Here is a 16458-nt window from a genome sequence, read left to right as displayed (position 1 = left end):
ATGATCTGTCCAAACGTATAGGGATAGCTCAAAGTATATTTATTTTTTATGTGTTTTTTAGAAAAGAGAGTAGGAAAGTCTTTATCCTAAATTTTAGACATAAAAAAACACCAATTAAGGTGCTGATTTAAAGTGGTGGGTCGTGAAGGATTCGAACCTTCGACCAACGGATTAAAAGTCCGCTGCTCTACCGACTGAGCTAACGACCCACTGGTATCATTTTTGAAATGGTGCCCGAAGCCAGACTTGAACTGGCACGCCTCGAAAGGCGAGGGATTTTAAATCCCTTGTGTCTACCGATTCCACCACTCGGGCAAATTGGAGCGGGAAACGAGGCTCGAACTCGCGACCCCGACCTTGGCAAGGTCGTGCTCTACCAACTGAGCTATTCCCGCGTTTGCTTGTTGCCAAACAACGGGGCGTATTTTACGGATTTATCTTATTGTGTCAAATAAAATTCGTAAAAAAAGTTTTTAATTGGTTAAAAATAATTCAAAAATAAAAGGTACGATTAAAATAACCGCACCTTTTATTTAAAATTTAGTCAATTCTATAATTTAATGTTATCTAACAAGCTGCCTTTTGCTGCTTTTAAGTATTGGAGCATTGACCAAACCGTTAAAATCGCAGCTAAATAGAGCAATACAATTGCTAGCGTTTCCATATACACATTATATCGCCAGAGTAATCCACCTAAGGCTAGCATTTGAGATGTCGTTTTCACTTTTCCTAGCCATGAAACGGCCACTTTATTACGTTCACCTAATTCAGCCATCCATTCGCGTAAAGCAGAGATAATGATTTCACGTGAAATCATAATAATGGCAGGAATGGTAATCCAGAAAGAATGTTGATATTCCACAATTAATACAAGTGCGGTAATAACCATCACTTTATCAGCTACAGGATCAAGGAAAGCACCGAAACGAGTTGTTTGTTTTAATTTTCGAGCGAGATAGCCATCAAACCAGTCGGTGACACCAGCAATAAAGAAAATGAGCGTTGTAATAAAAGGAGCAGAAGGGATAGGCAAATAAAATGCTACGACGAAGAATGGAATTAAAATCACTCGGAGAATCGTCAGGAAAATAGGAATATTATATTTCATAAAAATAACCGCACTTTGGTTAAAGATACGTTCATTCTAAAGGATCTACAAAAATAAAAAAAGCCACATTAAGTGGCTTTTTCTTAAAAATTAAAGTTTGTCAGCGTTTTGTTTCAAGTATTTAGCAACGCCTTCTGGGTTGTCTTTCATACCTTCTTTGCCTTTTTCCCATTGAGCAGGGCAAACTTCACCGTGTTCTTCATGGAATTGTAACGCATCAACCATACGTAACATTTCATCGATGTTACGACCTAATGGTAAGTCATTAACCACTTGGTGGCGAACAACCCCATTTTTGTCAATTAAGAATGATGCACGTAATGCAACGCCAGCTTCTGGATGTTCAATACCGTATGCTTGAGCGATTTCGTGTTTAACGTCAGCTGCTAATGCATATTTAACTGCACCGATACCGCCGTTTTCAGTTGGGGTATTACGCCATGCGTTGTGAGTGAATTGAGAGTCAATAGATACACCAACAACTTCAACACCACGTTTTTTGAATTCTTCATAACGGTGGTCGAATGCGATTAACTCAGATGGGCAAACGAAAGTGAAGTCTAATGGGTAGAAGAATAATACCGCTGCTTTACCTTCGATGTGTTTTTTGAAATTGAAGTTATCAACGATTTCACCATTGCCTAAAACTGCAGAGGAAGTAAAATCTGGAGCTTGACGAGTTACTAATACCATAGTCATAATTCCTATATGAATGTTAATAAAAATTTTGCGGATGCAAAATGCGGGTAGTATTTTAAAAAAATTAACCGCACTTTAACAGCTGTTTTTATCTATTGAATTAATTAATATTGTCTAAGTTATAGGTGAAATATATGTCAGAACATCATACTTTATCGACCACATTGGTTCATGCAGGACGTAAAAAACGTTTTACTCAAGGTTCTGTTAACCCCGTGGTTCAACGCGCATCTTCTTTAGTATTTGAGACCATTGCGGATAAAAAACATTGCACAAAAAATCGTTACAAGGGAGAGCTTTTCTACGGTCGTCGTGGCACGTTAACGCACTTTGCACTTCAAGATTTAATGTGTGAAATGGAAGGCGGGGCAGGTTGTTATCTTTATCCCTGTGGTGCTGCAGCGGTAACAAACGCTATTTTATCATTTGTAGAAACGGGCGATCACGTTTTAATGACAGGAGCGGCGTATGAGCCGACACAAGATTTTTGCAATGTGATTTTGAAAAAAATGCATATTGATACGACCTATTATGATCCAATGATAGGCACAGAGATTGCGAAACTTGTGCAGTCAAATACGAAAGTCTTATTTTTAGAGTCACCAAGTTCTTTAACAATGGAAGTGCCAGATATTCCTGCGATTGTTAAAGCCGTTCGAGCCGTGAGTCCTGAAATTGTCATTATGATCGATAATACATGGGCGGCAGGCGTATTATTTAAAGCATTAGAACATGGTATTGATATCTCTATTCAAGCAGGAACGAAATATTTAGTGGGGCATTCTGATATTATGATTGGTACTGCGGTGGCTAATGCACGTACTTGGGATAAATTGCGCGAACATTCCTATTTAATGGGGCAAATGGTTGATGCGGATTCTGCTTATACAACAGCACGCGGTATTCGTACCTTAGGTGTGCGATTAAAACAACATCATGAAAGCAGTTTAAAAGTGGCCAAATGGTTAAGTGAACAACCACAAGTTAAAGCAGTGTATCATCCTGAGTTGCCAAGCTGTCCAGGCCATGAAAACTTTAAACGTGATTTTACTGGCGCAAGCGGTTTATTCTCTTTTGAATTACATAAACGTTTAAACGATGAAGAGCTTTCCGCCTTTATGGATCATTTTGATCTTTTCACAATGGCTTATTCTTGGGGTGGGTTTGAATCGCTTATTTTATGCAATCAACCAGAAGAAATTACAAAAATTCGCCCAGGTATTGAGCGTAAATTAACGGGTTCATTAATTCGTGTGCATATTGGATTTGAAGACACAGATGAATTAATAGCTGATCTTCAAGCGGGCTTTGACCGAATCAAATAATAAAGGGGCTGTTTATGTAAACAGCCCTTATTTACTCAATCTTTGAGTTGATTTATCATAGTCAGCATTTTTAGCAACTAGAGAAGAATAATGAAACATATTCATATTTTAGGCATCTGTGGTACCTTTATGGGCGGCGTTGCGATGATTGCCAAACAAATGGGCTATAAAGTAACGGGTTCCGATACCAATGTTTACCCACCGATGAGCACTTTTTTACAAGAGCAGGGCATTGAAATTATTCCCAATTATGATGTAGCTCAACTTCAGCCTGCGCCAGATATGGTGATTGTCGGGAATGCAATGAAGCGTGGTAATCCTTGCGTGGAATATGTTTTGGATAATGCCTTGCCTTACACATCAGGTCCACAATGGTTACACGACCACTTATTGCGTAATCGTTGGGTGTTAGCGGTTTCAGGTACACATGGTAAAACCACAACAACGGGTATGTTGACTTGGATTTTAGAACAAAATGAGTTAAAACCAGGTTTCCTAATCGGTGGAATTGCGGGCAACTTTGGTACTTCTGCTCGTTTAGGAGAAAGTGAGTTCTTTGTGATTGAAGCGGATGAGTACGATACGGCGTTCTTTGATAAACGTTCTAAATTTGTACATTACAATCCGAAAACCTTGATCATTAACAATATTAGCTTCGATCATGCTGATATCTTCGATGATCTTCATGCGATCCAACGTCAATTCCATCATATGATTAGAACCATTCCTTCCACAGGACGCGTTCTTTCTTTTGCAGATGAACAGAGCGTGAAAGAAACCCTCAATATGGGATGTTGGTCAGAACAGCAATTTATCGGTAAAGATAAAGAATGGTTTGCGGAACGTATTACTAATGATTGTTCTGAATTTGCCGTATTCCATCACGGTAAAAAAGTGGCTGAAGTGAAATGGAATATTGTCGGACAGCACAATATGCACAATGCTTTAATGGCGATTGCGGCGGCTTACCATGCGGGTGTCAAAATTGAAGATGCATGTCATGCATTGGGCAGCTTTATCAATGCAAAACGTCGTTTAGAAGTGAAGGGGGAAGTCAATGGTATTACGGTTTATGATGACTTCGCTCACCATCCAGAAGCAATTCTGGCGACACTTACTGCGTTGCGTGACAAAGTAGGTGGTGGCGTACGTATTCTTGCCGTATTAGAGCCTCGTTCAAACACCATGAAAATGGGCGTGCATAAAGATGAAATTGCACCAGCACTTGGGCGAGCTGATGCGGTGTTTATGCTACAACCAGATAATATTCCATGGGATGTGGCTGAAATTGCGGGACAATGTATTCAACCAGCACATTACACAGGAAATATTGATAAATTAGTGGATATGATAGTGGCTGAAGCGAAACCAACAGATCAGATTCTTGTGATGTCAAACGGTAGCTTTGGTGGCATTCATCAAAAGATTTTAGATAGATTAAAATAATCTCAATGTAAAGTGCGGTCAAAAATGAGAGTGTTTTTGACCGCACTTTTTATCATCAAAAATAAGGAAATAGCATGGCTGATCCACATATTCAATCTCCAATGGATGTTTGGGATAAACTCACCGTTATTATTTATCGCACAGGCTTTGTGATTGCGGCATTTAGCATCTTGGCTTTAACATGGTATCCTCAACCGGCTCAAATTGCCGTATTGATTGCAGCAACTTGCTGTGCATCATCGCTTCATATTTATTTAAAGCATTTCCGCTTAACATTTCAATTTGCCACGTGGCTTGCACTCTTATGTGCGCTTTTAGGTTGGTATGAATTAGCGTTAGGTGGTGCATTAGTCACACTGGGCGGTTTATGTTTTAAAGAGTATTTCTGTTTTAGAGTACCGCTATTAAATTTACAACCAGCATTTGTCGCCACACTTTGGTTTGCTTGGGTATTTGAAGGGGGGTGGATTACTCGAATTTTATCGTTGATTGTCGGCGGATTATTATTGATTCTTGCGGTTCAAAAATGGCGAATGCCATTGCACTTTGATATTGGCGATAAGACAAAGTACCAAATCTAATAAGATTGATAGATAAAGGCATAATGTTTCACGACATTGTGCCTTTTTATTTTTTAGTATTCTATAAAAATTAAAATTGTGATCTTGTTCTCATTTTTTAATATAAACCCAATCTATACGCTAGGTTTTTTTAATGATTAATATATAATAATAATCATTTTCGTTATTAAATTAAGGAGGGTTGAGATGGATGACTCAAAAAAATTACACCACCGCAACTTTATTGCTTTTTTCTTTTATGGGGATAACCCCTTTAGTAGCCCTAGCGGAAGAAATAAATCAATTGGAAACCATTAATGTTAATACAACGGCAGAAAATAAGATATTAGCGGGTAAAGATGAGGTTTATAGTAAAAACAATGTCACTGAATATAAAAGCAAAAAAGAAATTGAAACTTATCATTCTCAATCTGTATCTGATTTATTAAGTGGTATTACGGGTGTCTATAGTGGTGATGCACGTAATGGCGGTGCGATTGATCCTATTATTCGAAGTTCTTGGGGCAAGGGCGGATTCCCGTGTTAGTTGATGATACTGAACAGGCGATTACCATTTGGCGTGGTTATTCTGGAGTAAGCAATCGTAACTATCTTGATCCATTTTTAGTGAGTGAAGTGAATGTGGAAAAAGGCCCCAATTTAGACCGTTCTTTACGTTCCGGTGCGGCAGGCACGATTCGTATGACCACTTTAAATCCTGACGATATTATTAAACCGGGCCAAAAATGGGGTATTGAACTTAAAACGGAGACTGCCAACAATTCCATTAAGGCTCATTCTTATGAAGGTGTACCTATTGGTCAGGATTATCGACTTGTTTCACCAGATGGGCGTGCTGAATTAGCTGAATGGGCGTTATATTTGAAAGATGATGATCGGATTAGCCCAAGAAAAAAAGGCAGAAACAAACCTTTACGCGATAATGCCATACGTTTGGCGTTAGCCGCAAAAGATGATGGTTATGAAGTCTTAGGGGCGTATGCTTATCGTAACAAAGGAAATTATTTTGCCGGTAAACGGGGAGGGAAAAAATACGGTGAAGGAACAACCGGCCCGCTTGATTTAGATAAAAACTCCGATGACCCTTATATTCCACTCATTGCTCGAATTTATAAACCGGGTGAAGAAGTACCAAATACATCTTATGAAAGCCGATCTTGGTTATTAAAGGGGAAACTCCACTTTAATAAATATGCTTCACTTTCTGCGAACTTCCGAGACACGCAAATAAATTATGGTGACATAATGCCTTCCCGACTTGGCTATAACTATGCTGCGCGTAATACCGTCACACAATGGCCACTAGCAGATGTAAAACAAAAAACAGGTAATGTTGAGTTTTCCTATAATCCTCCCGATAACAAATGGCTTGATTTAAAAATAGGTATCTGGGCAGTAAAAAATGATACGGCAACTAATACATCAGGCGGCTCACCGGGCGATGTACTTTTTAGTGATTATAATACTCAAATGATTGGTACTTTATCTCAAATTGATCTCGCAAATGAGTTTGGTGATAAAGCCTATGAATTAGATCAAGTGAAAGATCCCGTTGAATATAAACGTATAAAAGATCGTTTTTACGAAATTTTTAATAGCAAAATAAAGGAATATATGAAAAACCCTAAATTTAAAAATATTGATGGGATTTTTAATACTCAACCCGCGCAAGTGCAATTTGCCCGTGATAATCATATGGGAATAACCTTTAGCAATGTCACGGAACTAAGTCCAAAACTTCGCTTCAGCATCATGACAAATTATCGTCGTGAAACTTTAGACAGTACCAATGTTTATGAGCTTTGGGATAAATATCAACTTACTGCATTTAATCAATACGAGACTGATGCTAAAACAGAAGGGGAACAATTTACCTGTATGGAAGGCGATTTGCATGGTATTTGCCGAGTATCAAACTCTGCTCGTTCAGGAAATAGAAAAGGCAACCGAAATGAATTTAATGCAGGCTTCAAATTTGAATATTCACCAACTGATTGGTTATTACTGACTGCCGGGATGAAATATACCCATTACAAATCTAAAGATCGCGGTTTGCAGGAAAAAATTGCAAACTTAAAACAGGAAGAGGTATTAACCGAATCACGAATTCCATTTACAGTAAGAAAATTGAAACAAGTCGCCCCTGAAATAACACAAGACTATATAAATTTTGAAAGAAAAAATTATTTAAGAGCTTCACTTGAGGCAGAATTTGAAAAATTACATCCAATACCTGCTGATGATTCACCAGAATTACAAAAATGGCTTGATGATCGTGATGAGTATGTTGTTTCACATGGCTGGACTCCAACCACAGATGAGGAATATGATAGTTGGTCAATGCTCAGTGGTAATAATGGTCAATGGGATGAATCAGCAACGCAGACCATTTATTGGGAACGGGATGAATATGGTAATTTTTCTGTTGAGCATTTTCCGCTTACGGATGGACGTATTACAAAAGAAATGTTAGAAAAAAAAGTAATCCATCCATGAACCGGGAAAGAAGATTATTTATATGACATTGGTGCTGATTTTTCCGGTTCGCCAGAAAAAACACCAATAACCAAAGAACAGTGGGGAAAAAATGAAAAAGGCAGAGCGTAAAGATCACGCTTGGGCACCTTCCTTTAGTGCTACCGCATTTTTAAGTGATAACGCCAGAATTTATGTGCGCTATGATGAAACCAAACGTATGCCAAGTATTTTTGAAGATACCATTGGCTATTCCATTGATATTCTCACGCCACTTTATAAACGCAAACCGGAACACAGCAAAAATATTGAAGTGGGCTATGTGCATGATTTACGTGGTTTCTTCCCAAGTTTACGCCGTGCGGATATTCGCCTAAATTGGTACAAAAATACCACGAAAAATATTTTTGACCGTGATATTAATTATGAGATGAAGCAGTTTGATAAACGGATTTTAGAAGGTATAGAATTATCCGCTCGTTATAATCAAGGTCGCATCTTCGGTGATATCGGTATTAGCTACAACATCAAAAATAAATTCTGCGATAAAAGTTCAGCAATTCGAGATGTTGGTCGTATAGGTGATATACATACATTTGAAGCCTATCCTGAATGTGTTAATGGTGGTAATGAAAACGGCTACTTAAAAAATGCCATTTTGCCGAAATACAGCATTACCTCAAATCTTGGTGTACGTTTCTTAGATGAGCGATTAGAAGTCGGCACTCGTATGGTATATCACACTAATGTGAAAGAAACTCGTAACAAATCTTTACGTGATGCAGGCTAGTTTGCCAATAGCAATGACAACCCACGTTGGCAACCTGTGTTCTTGGTTGATGCGTATATGAATTACAAAGTAAATGAGAATCTTGCACTGTCATTGTCTGCGACAAACTTAACTGATCGTTATTATCTTGATCCAATGACACGTTCCTCCATGCCTGCGCCGAGGAGAACGATTAAATTTGGGGTGACGGCAACATTCTAGAATAGAAAACAGTCACTTTGAATACAAAAAAGCACCGAAATTTCGGTGCTTTGTAATTTGGTTGCGGGGGCCGGATTTGAACCGACGGCCTTCGGGTTATGAGCCCGACGAGCTACCAAGCTGCTCCACCCCGCGTCTGAGAGTGCGTAATATACTCGTTTCAAAAATTATTGCAAGATTTAAACTGAATTTAACTTTCTATTTGTTAAGAAAATAAACAAAATGAATATTAATTAACCATTTTATGAAATAGTGCTAGTTCTAAAAGGGAATTTTTGATAGCGTATGCAACTTTGTATTAGTTAGTTTAATTTAGGAAAATAAGAATGAAATTTCGTCAAAATCTCGCTGTAAAAATGCTCTCTGTAATGGCGGCAGTTTCGGTGCTTGCGTCATGTGGTTCAGCACCAAGTAAAGTCTCTTCAAAAAATAATTCAAGCGTACCGCGTACCGCGACAGGTGATGATCCACAAAAATTTGGGGCAAAGTATAGCGGACGTAATTATCAACAAGCTATTTTAAGCCCAGTGGCTTCTGTGGATAACAGAAGTGCGGTTGTAAACCAAGGTGATTTTTTAACGCAGCTTTCTAACGTACGCGGCTATTCAAACTCAATTACTAATCGCTTTGCTGCTAATTATGGCAAAATCACTAACTGGGTACTTGCAGGAGCCAATGTGAATGAATTAGCACAATATGGCATTAATCCTCAAATTATGAAAGGTTTTGATGGTTACCAAAATGTCTTGATGACGGGTTATTATTCGCCGGTTATTCATGCTCGCCGTATGGCACAAGGCAAATACCAATACCCAATTTATGCGATGCCAAGTTATAAACGTTATAGCCGTGCGGAAATTTATAATGGTGCATTGGCAGGAAAAGGCTTAGAGCTTGCTTATAGTGATTCAATGATGGATAACTTCTTACTTGGTGTACAGGGTAGTGGTTATGTTGATTACGGCGATGGAAATTTAAATTATTTAGCCTATGCAGGACAAAATGGTTATAAGTATCAAGCGGTTGGCCGTTTGTTAGTAGAAGATGGTGAAATTCCAAAAGAAAAAATGTCTATTCAAGCGATTCGTGAATGGGGTAAAGCAAACCCATCTCGTGTACAGGAATTATTAGAACGTAATCCATCTTATGTTTTCTTTAAAAACGATCCAACAGGTAAAGTAAAAGGTTCAGCTGGTGTACCTTTAGTGCCTATGGCTGCTGTTGCTTCTGATCGCAATGTCATTCCTTCTGGTACCGTATTATTGGTTGAAGTGCCAGATATTGATAACAATGGTAACTGGATGGGCACACACAAATTACACTTAATGGTGGCGCTTGATGTGGGCGGCGCGGTAAATGGTCACCACTTTGACTTATACCGTGGTATTGGCGATCAAGCAGGTCACATTGCTGGTTTATCAAAACACTATGGACGTGTTTGGGTACTACAATAATGGCTCGTGTCGATAACTACGAACAACGTTTTGGCGGCATTGGTCGCCTTTATACACCAGAAGGCTTGGCGCGTTTGCGTCAGGCTCATGTGTGCGTCATTGGTATTGGCGGCGTAGGTTCGTGGGTGGTGGAAGCGCTTGCGCGAAGTGGCGTAGGGCAGATTAGCATGATTGATATGGATGATATTTGTGTCACTAATATTAATCGTCAGCTTCCTGCATTAAGCGGCAATATTGGTAAGCTTAAAACGGAAGTGATGGCAGAGCGCGTTAAGTTGATTAATCCAGAATGTGTGGTGAATATTATCGATGATTTTATCTCACCGGATAATCAAGCCGAATACTTAAATCGTGGCTATGATTATGTCATTGATGCCATTGATAATGTAAAAACTAAAGCGGCGATGATTGCCTATTGCAAACGTAATAAAATCAAGATTATTACTATTGGGGGCGCAGGTGGTCAGACAGATCCATCCAAAATCCAAATAGCCGATTTAAGCAAAACGATCCAAGATCCATTATTGGCAAAAGTGCGGTCAGTTTTACGTAAGGATTTTAATTTTACCCAAAATCCACAACGTAAGTTCGCAGTTGATGCGGTGTTTTCTAGTCAGCCTCTGATTTTCCCTAAAATGGGTGATGGCTGTGAAGTATCAGCCACCATGAATTGTGCAAATGGCTTTGGTGCAGCAACCATGATAACTGCAACTTTTGGATTTTTTGCCGTTTCTAGGGTAATAGACAAGTTATTAAAATAAAGAAATGAAGCAACGTGAAAACGTTGCTTTTTCTTTATGAATAAAAGTATTCAATAAGATGAAGAAATATCACTTCATTTTTTTAATTTGAAATGTTGCAATTTTATCAAAAAGGCGTAGTCTATGTTGGCTTTGAGAATAATTCCCAATAAAAGTAAGGAAACAAAAATGAAACAAGTATTAAAAATGAGTGCAATTTCTACCGCACTTTTAACGCTTCCAATGATGGCAAATGCAGATGTATTGGCATCCGTAAAACCCCTCGGTTTTATTACATCGTCTATTGCTAATGGTGTAACGGATACGCAAATTTTAGTGCCTGCTGGTGCTTCTCCTCATGATTACAGCTTAAAACTTTCAGATGTGCAAAAAGTGAAATCGGCGGATTTAGTGCTTTGGGTTGGTGAAGATATTGATGCTTTTTTAGCAAAACCAATTAGCCAAATTGATAGCAAAAAAGTCATCAATATTTCTGAGATTCCAGAAATTAAACCGCTTTTAAGTAAAGTTCATCATGAGCATTATCATGAGGGGGATGAACACGAGCATGGCCACAGCCATGATCATAAACATGAACATGGGCACGACCATAAACATGAGCATGGACACGATCATAAACACGAACATGCTCATGAGCATCACGATCACCACCACGATGTAGATGAAAATGGGTTAAGTGTGAACTGGCACTTATGGTATTCTCCAGCCATTAGTCAAATTGTGGCACAGAAAGTGGCGGATAAATTAACAGAACAATATCCGGATAAAAAAGAGCTCATCGCGAAAAACTTAGCCGATTTTAACCGTACTCTGACCGAGCAAAACGATAAGATCAAAGCGCAATTAGCCCCACTTAAAGATAAAGGCTTCTTTGTATTCCATGATGCTTATAGCTATTTCAATGAGGCTTATGGTTTAAATCAAACCGGTTATTTCACCATTAATCCATTAGTGGCACCTGGTGCAAAAACCATTGCTCACATTAAAGAAGAAATTGAAGAACATCGCGTAAATTGTCTTTTTGCGGAGCCTCAATTCACACCAAAAGTGATTGATACTCTTGCGCAAAGTACAAAAGTTAATGTTGGTCGTTTAGATCCTATTGGCGATAACGTACAGCTTGGTCCAAATTCTTATGCGAATTTCCTTCAAGCCACCGCTGATAGCTATGCTCAATGTTTAAGTAAATAATCAAAAATCTCCCTCTTACCCCCCTCTTTATAAAAGAGGGGGAATATTCTTGAAATATCCCCAAATTTAACCGCACTTTCGTGCTATAATCCGCCCAATTTTTCCCTATCGAGAAAACACATGAAACAACTATTTGCCACAACTGCCCGTGGTTTTGAAGAACTCTTAAAAGTCGAACTGACAGAGCTTGGTGCAACAGAATGTAAAATCGCACAAGGCGGCGTACATTTTCAGGCTGATGATGAAACACTTTATCGCAGCTTATTATGGTCACGTTTGGCTTCGCGTATTTTGTTACCGATTGTAAATGGCAAGGTATATAGTGATTTAGATTTGTATTCAATTGTGACAGGGCAGGATTGGTTAAGTTATTTTGATGAGAAAGCCACATTTTTTGTTGATTTCAACGGGACAAACCAAGAAATTCGTCACACTCAATTTGGTGCGATGCGAGTGAAAGATGCCATTGTGGATTATTTTGAACGCCAAGGGAAAGCGCGTCCAAATGTGGATAAAGACTATCCAGATGTGCGAATTCATGTTTATTTAAATAAAGAAGAACTCGTCGTTTCACTCGATTTAAGTGGCGAAGCATTGCATTTACGTGGCTATCGTGAAGATACAGGGCAAGCGCCTTTACGTGAAACCTTAGCCGCTGCGATAGTGCTTCGTTCAGGTTGGAAAAAAGGGACACCATTAGTGGATCCAATGTGCGGTTCGGGTACTTTGTTAATCGAAGCTGCACAAATGGAAGCACAAATTGCACCGCAATTACATCGTTTACATTGGGGCTTTGATTGCTGGAAAGGGCATAATCAAGATGCTTGGGATAAGGTGAAAGCAGAAGCGGTACAGCAAGCTGAAACTTATTTTAATCAAAATCTAAAACCGCATTTTTATGGCTTCGATCTCGATCATCGCGTACTGAAAAAAGCGCAAAAGAACGCACAAAATGCAGGCGTAGCACACTTAATTCATTGGAAACAAGGTGATGTCGCTGCATTAAAAAATCCAAGTCCAGATGAAGTGGGAACAGTGATTTGTAACCCGCCTTACGGTGAGCGTTTAGGCACAACTCCAGCGTTGATTGCACTATATTCAGTCTTTGGACAACGTCTTAAAAATGAATTTGGTGGTTGGAATGCATCGATTTTCAGTAGTGAATCTACGTTGCTTGATTGCTTGCGTATGCGTTCATATCGTCAATTTAAAGCGAAAAATGGCCCGTTAGATTGTGTTCAGAAGAATTATCAAATTTCAGAACGTAAAGAAAGTGCGGATGAAAATCCACTTGAATTTGACCGCACTTCAACGGTAGCGGTGGATTTTGCGAATCGTTTGCAGAAAAATATCAAGAAAATTGAAAAATGGGCGAAGCAGCAAGGCCTTGATGCGTATCGTTTATATGATGCCGATTTACCGGAATATAACGTAGCGGTGGATCGTTATGGTGATCATATTGTGGTGCAAGAGTATGCCGCACCCAAAAATATTGATGAAAACAAAGCGCGTCAACGTTTATTGGATGCCGTGACTGCAACTTTACAAGTCACCGGTATTGAAACCAATAAACTGATTTTGAAAGTCCGTCAAAAACAAAAAGGCACGAATCAATATGAAAAATTGGCCAATAAAGGCGAATATTTCTATGTGAATGAATACGGCGCACAGCTTTGGGTGAATCTAACGGATTACTTGGATACAGGATTATTCTTAGATCATCGTTTAACCCGTAAAATGCTTGGTGAAATGGCAAAAGGTAAAGACTTCCTTAATCTTTTTGCTTATACCGGTTCCGCAACAGTGCATGCGGCATTAGGTGGGGCAAAATCGACGACGACCGTGGATATGTCGAACACCTATTTAAACTGGGCAGAGCAAAACCTGATTTTAAATGATATCGAAGGCAAACAGCACAAGCTCATACAAGCAGATTGTTTGCAGTGGTTAGAGAAATGTGATCGACAGTTTGATTTGATTTTCGTGGATCCGCCAACATTCTCGAATTCTAAGCGTATGGAAGATAGTTGGGATGTGCAACGTGACCATATTAAATTGATGCGTAATCTCAAACGTATTTTACGCCATAACGGCACCGTCGTGTTCTCGAACAATAAACGTAGTTTTAAAATGGACTTTGAGGCGTTAGATGAATTGGGATTAAGTGCGGTCGAAATTTCAGCGAAAACTTTACCGCTTGATTTTGAGCGTAATAAACAAATCCATAATTGCTGGATTGTAACACTGAAAGCCTAATAAAAAAGCCCGATAATGATTTATCGGGCTTTTTTATTATTCGACTTCTTTTTGTTTCTCTGTTTCTGAATCATCATGAAGAAGGGTTTCAACTGCTGCTTCGTCATTGGTGTCATCTTCTTTTTCTAAGATCTCAGCCGTTTCTTCATTGAGTGCTTCAGCATCAGAATGTGGTTTAATGAAAGGTTTTGGCATCCAATATTTTCGGATGATGTCTGTAGAAAAACCATGTAAAACTTCTTCATTCAATCGTTCTTGATCTAAGTAACGAACTTCTGCAATGACCTCATCAGCTTCAATTTTATTGATACCTAATTGCATTAGTGTTGCACGACTGAGCGTCAATGCAGATTCAAAGGTTTCACGCACGATAAAGTCTACATCTTGCTTAATAAGACTCACGGTTGTTTTGCGGTCATAAGTTCGCGCCAAAATAGGGAGTTTCGGATAAGCATCTTTCAAATTCTGAACGATGTTTTCAATACGTTGTGTATCGTTAATCCCGATGACAACACATTTAGCTTTTTCGATACCCGCTGCACGTAAAACATCAAGGCGAATACCGTCACCGTAATAGACTTTAAAACCAAATTTGGCTGCTGCACGGATGTTTTCGATATTACGGTCAATCACCGATACGTTAATGCCACGAACCAGAAGCGATTGACACACGATTTGGCTGAAACGACCAAAACCAATTACGAGCACGCTATCTTCTAAATCAACAATTGGGTCGAGATCGCTAGTATCGACTTTTTCCTCTTGATTCGCTGATTTGCGTTGGTTGATTTTACGCATCAATAAACCAATTAGTGGGGAGAATAACATCGAGATAATGACCGCAGCGGTAAAAGTCGCATTTTGATCTTTTGTCATCACGCCTGCAGTAGTCGCTGCAGAGAAGAGTACGAATGCAAATTCACCACCGTGTGCCATGATGGTCATTCGTCCAACGGATTCAGTGCGGTCTAGTTTCGTAATACGTGCCACGGTATAAACGGCTAAGGCTTTGCCGATGATGTAAAGGCATACGATACCTAACAACCAAACTGCATCATTGAAGACTAAGCTGAGGTCAAGCGACATTCCCACGCCCATAAAGAAGAGACCGAGCAATAAACCACGGAATGGTTCAATATCGGCTTCTAATTGGTGGCGGAATGCGGATTCTGAAAGCATTACCCCCGCAACGAATGCGCCCATTGCCATTGAAAGGCCACTCGCTTCCATGGCTAATGCCGCACCTAATACCACAAGCAAAGCAGCTGCTGTCATCATTTCACGAATATGAGCTTTGGAAATCAAACGGAAAATTGGATTCATTAACCATTTACCCGCAACCACTAAACCGACAACGGCACCGAGTGCAATAGCAATAGATGTCCAGTTTGTGTGATGTTCAATATGTTTGGTTTCAGGCGTTAAAAAGGCAATAGAAGCCAATAGTGGTACAATGGATAAATCTTCAAAAATTAAGGTAGAAATAACGCGTTGGCCTTTTGGTGTATTCGTAATCCCGCGTTCTTCTAATACTTGCATAACAATAGCGGTGGAAGAAAGGGTAAAGCCCATACCCGCAATAAATGCGACCTCTTTAGGAAGATTTAAAATATAGATACCCGCAAAGGTAAGCAGAACACCACATAGCCCGACTTGTAGAAAACCTCGCCCGAAAATTGCTTTTCTCATCGCCCATAAACGTTCTGGGTGCATCTCCAAACCGATAATGAATAAGAACATCACCACCCCCAGTTCTGCCATATGGAGAACTGATTCAGCATCTTCTATCATTCCAAACACTGAAGGACCAATTAAACAACCCGCTACTAAATAACCTAATACGCTACCTAAGCCAATGCGCTTAAAAAGCGGCACGATAGTGACACTGGTAGCAAGCAGGACAACAGTTTTAATTAATTCAGGGCTGACGACATTCGACATAGGGCAAAAAACCTTAGTAAAAACAGGGAGTATGAGAAGAAAGTTGACTTGTATTCTAGCCTTTTTTCACTAAATAAAAAAACACAGAAAAGCAAGAAATTGGTATAATTTACAAAAACTTTACACGCATAAAAGTGGTCAGTTTTTTATTCACAAGCTCACCCGTTCGCTTGTTCACCCCTTGTGGGGCCGTTGGCAAAGCCAACGTTGAAAAACCTACGTTTTTTTGA

At 39.3% G+C, this 16458-nt stretch carries 14 protein-coding genes and 4 tRNA genes; 11 read left to right on the top strand and 7 right to left on the bottom strand.

Annotated features, from left to right (window positions below; genetic code table 11):
- Positions 1-133 precede the first annotated feature (133 nt).
- From DX522_RS01935 to DX522_RS01915, 5 genes are all read right to left on the bottom strand, one after another.
- Positions 134-209 (bottom strand) — tRNA-Lys (locus DX522_RS01935).
- A 19-nt stretch (positions 210-228) separates the two neighbouring features.
- Positions 229-315: transfer RNA gene (locus tag DX522_RS01930), tRNA-Leu, on the bottom strand.
- 4 nt (positions 316-319) lie between these two features.
- Positions 320-395 (bottom strand) — tRNA-Gly (locus DX522_RS01925).
- A gap of 155 nt (positions 396-550) precedes the next feature.
- On the bottom strand, positions 551-1108 hold the full coding sequence (gene pgsA / locus DX522_RS01920; protein WP_115179632.1) for a CDP-diacylglycerol--glycerol-3-phosphate 3-phosphatidyltransferase: 558 nt from the start codon (positions 1106-1108) through the stop codon (positions 551-553).
- Positions 1109-1198: 90 nt separating this feature from the next.
- A complete protein-coding gene (locus DX522_RS01915) occupies positions 1199-1801 on the bottom strand; it encodes a peroxiredoxin C (protein WP_115179631.1) in 603 nt (200 codons plus the stop codon).
- A gap of 140 nt (positions 1802-1941) precedes the next feature.
- On the opposite strand from DX522_RS01915, the gene metC reads away from it, so the two are divergent.
- The 7 genes from metC to DX522_RS12035 all read left to right on the top strand — a co-directional run bounded on the left by metC (position 1942) and on the right by DX522_RS12035 (position 8625).
- Complete coding sequence (gene metC / locus DX522_RS01910; RefSeq protein WP_115179630.1) at positions 1942-3132, top strand: cystathionine beta-lyase; 1191 nt, start codon at positions 1942-1944, stop codon at positions 3130-3132.
- Between the two features lie 90 nt (positions 3133-3222).
- Entirely contained in the window at positions 3223-4578 is a 1356-nt protein-coding gene (mpl, locus tag DX522_RS01905) for a UDP-N-acetylmuramate:L-alanyl-gamma-D-glutamyl-meso-diaminopimelate ligase (RefSeq protein ID WP_115179629.1), read from the top strand.
- A 74-nt stretch (positions 4579-4652) separates the two neighbouring features.
- Positions 4653-5159: a DUF2301 domain-containing membrane protein gene (locus DX522_RS01900; RefSeq protein WP_115179628.1), complete on the top strand. Its 507-nt coding sequence runs from the start codon at positions 4653-4655 to the stop codon at positions 5157-5159.
- A gap of 190 nt (positions 5160-5349) precedes the next feature.
- The gene (locus DX522_RS11635) at positions 5350-5685 is read left to right on the top strand and encodes a Plug domain-containing protein (RefSeq protein ID WP_262054145.1); all 336 of its coding nucleotides are present in this window, start codon (positions 5350-5352) and stop codon (positions 5683-5685) included.
- Positions 5679-7655 (top strand): hypothetical protein, encoded by a 1977-nt coding sequence (locus tag DX522_RS11630; RefSeq protein ID WP_262054144.1) that lies wholly within the window; start codon positions 5679-5681, stop codon positions 7653-7655. The genes DX522_RS11635 and DX522_RS11630 overlap by 7 nt, the downstream gene beginning before the upstream one ends.
- A 91-nt stretch (positions 7656-7746) precedes the next feature.
- Complete coding sequence (locus DX522_RS11625; protein WP_410002734.1) at positions 7747-8424, top strand: TonB-dependent receptor domain-containing protein; 678 nt, start codon at positions 7747-7749, stop codon at positions 8422-8424.
- 57 nt (positions 8425-8481) lie between these two features.
- The gene (locus DX522_RS12035) at positions 8482-8625 is read left to right on the top strand and encodes a hypothetical protein (protein WP_410002733.1); all 144 of its coding nucleotides are present in this window, start codon (positions 8482-8484) and stop codon (positions 8623-8625) included.
- A 58-nt stretch (positions 8626-8683) separates the two neighbouring features.
- Here DX522_RS12035 and DX522_RS01890 read toward each other — a convergent pair.
- Positions 8684-8760, bottom strand: a tRNA-Met gene (locus DX522_RS01890).
- A gap of 191 nt (positions 8761-8951) precedes the next feature.
- Here DX522_RS01890 and mltA point away from each other — a divergent pair.
- The 4 genes from mltA to rlmKL all read left to right on the top strand — a co-directional run bounded on the left by mltA (position 8952) and on the right by rlmKL (position 14287).
- Positions 8952-10079: a murein transglycosylase A gene (gene mltA, locus DX522_RS01885; protein ID WP_115179627.1), complete on the top strand. Its 1128-nt coding sequence runs from the start codon at positions 8952-8954 to the stop codon at positions 10077-10079.
- Positions 10079-10840, top strand: a complete 762-nt coding sequence (gene tcdA, locus DX522_RS01880; protein ID WP_262054143.1) for a tRNA cyclic N6-threonylcarbamoyladenosine(37) synthase TcdA — start codon at positions 10079-10081, stop codon at positions 10838-10840. The genes mltA and tcdA overlap by 1 nt, the downstream gene beginning before the upstream one ends.
- Positions 10841-11008: 168 nt before the next feature.
- Complete coding sequence (gene znuA, locus DX522_RS01875) at positions 11009-12031, top strand: zinc ABC transporter substrate-binding protein ZnuA (protein WP_115179625.1); 1023 nt, start codon at positions 11009-11011, stop codon at positions 12029-12031.
- 120 nt (positions 12032-12151) lie between these two features.
- Positions 12152-14287: a bifunctional 23S rRNA (guanine(2069)-N(7))-methyltransferase RlmK/23S rRNA (guanine(2445)-N(2))-methyltransferase RlmL gene (gene rlmKL, locus DX522_RS01870; protein WP_115179624.1), complete on the top strand. Its 2136-nt coding sequence runs from the start codon at positions 12152-12154 to the stop codon at positions 14285-14287.
- 36 nt (positions 14288-14323) lie between these two features.
- Here rlmKL and DX522_RS01865 read toward each other — a convergent pair whose 3' ends face one another.
- A complete protein-coding gene (locus DX522_RS01865) occupies positions 14324-16228 on the bottom strand; it encodes a monovalent cation:proton antiporter-2 (CPA2) family protein (protein ID WP_115179623.1) in 1905 nt (634 codons plus the stop codon).
- Positions 16229-16458: the final 230 nt, after the last annotated feature.

The organism is Haemophilus parainfluenzae (assembly GCF_900450995.1).
In the GTDB taxonomy this organism is placed as follows: Bacteria; Pseudomonadota; Gammaproteobacteria; order Enterobacterales; family Pasteurellaceae; genus Haemophilus_D; species Haemophilus_D parainfluenzae_O.
This window is presented reverse-complemented; position numbering and strand designations above follow the sequence as displayed.

Bases quoted from the DNA above. Each gene is read 5' to 3' on its own strand.
- pgsA (WP_115179632.1), bottom strand. From the start codon at position 1,108: ATGAAATATAATATTCCTATTTTCCTGACGATTCTCCGAGTGATTTTA.
- DX522_RS01915 (WP_115179631.1), bottom strand. From the start codon at position 1,801: ATGGTATTAGTAACTCGTCAAGCTCCAGATTTTACTTCCTCTGCAGTT.
- metC (WP_115179630.1), top strand. From the start codon at position 1,942: ATGTCAGAACATCATACTTTATCGACCACATTGGTTCATGCAGGACGT.
- mpl (WP_115179629.1), top strand. From the start codon at position 3,223: ATGAAACATATTCATATTTTAGGCATCTGTGGTACCTTTATGGGCGGC.
- DX522_RS01900 (WP_115179628.1), top strand. From the start codon at position 4,653: ATGGCTGATCCACATATTCAATCTCCAATGGATGTTTGGGATAAACTC.
- DX522_RS11635 (WP_262054145.1), top strand. From the start codon at position 5,350: ATGACTCAAAAAAATTACACCACCGCAACTTTATTGCTTTTTTCTTTT.
- DX522_RS11625 (WP_410002734.1), top strand. From the start codon at position 7,747: ATGAAAAAGGCAGAGCGTAAAGATCACGCTTGGGCACCTTCCTTTAGT.
- DX522_RS12035 (WP_410002733.1), top strand. From the start codon at position 8,482: ATGAATTACAAAGTAAATGAGAATCTTGCACTGTCATTGTCTGCGACA.
- mltA (WP_115179627.1), top strand. From the start codon at position 8,952: ATGAAATTTCGTCAAAATCTCGCTGTAAAAATGCTCTCTGTAATGGCG.
- tcdA (WP_262054143.1), top strand. From the start codon at position 10,079: ATGGCTCGTGTCGATAACTACGAACAACGTTTTGGCGGCATTGGTCGC.
- znuA (WP_115179625.1), top strand. From the start codon at position 11,009: ATGAAACAAGTATTAAAAATGAGTGCAATTTCTACCGCACTTTTAACG.
- rlmKL (WP_115179624.1), top strand. From the start codon at position 12,152: ATGAAACAACTATTTGCCACAACTGCCCGTGGTTTTGAAGAACTCTTA.
- DX522_RS01865 (WP_115179623.1), bottom strand. From the start codon at position 16,228: ATGTCGAATGTCGTCAGCCCTGAATTAATTAAAACTGTTGTCCTGCTT.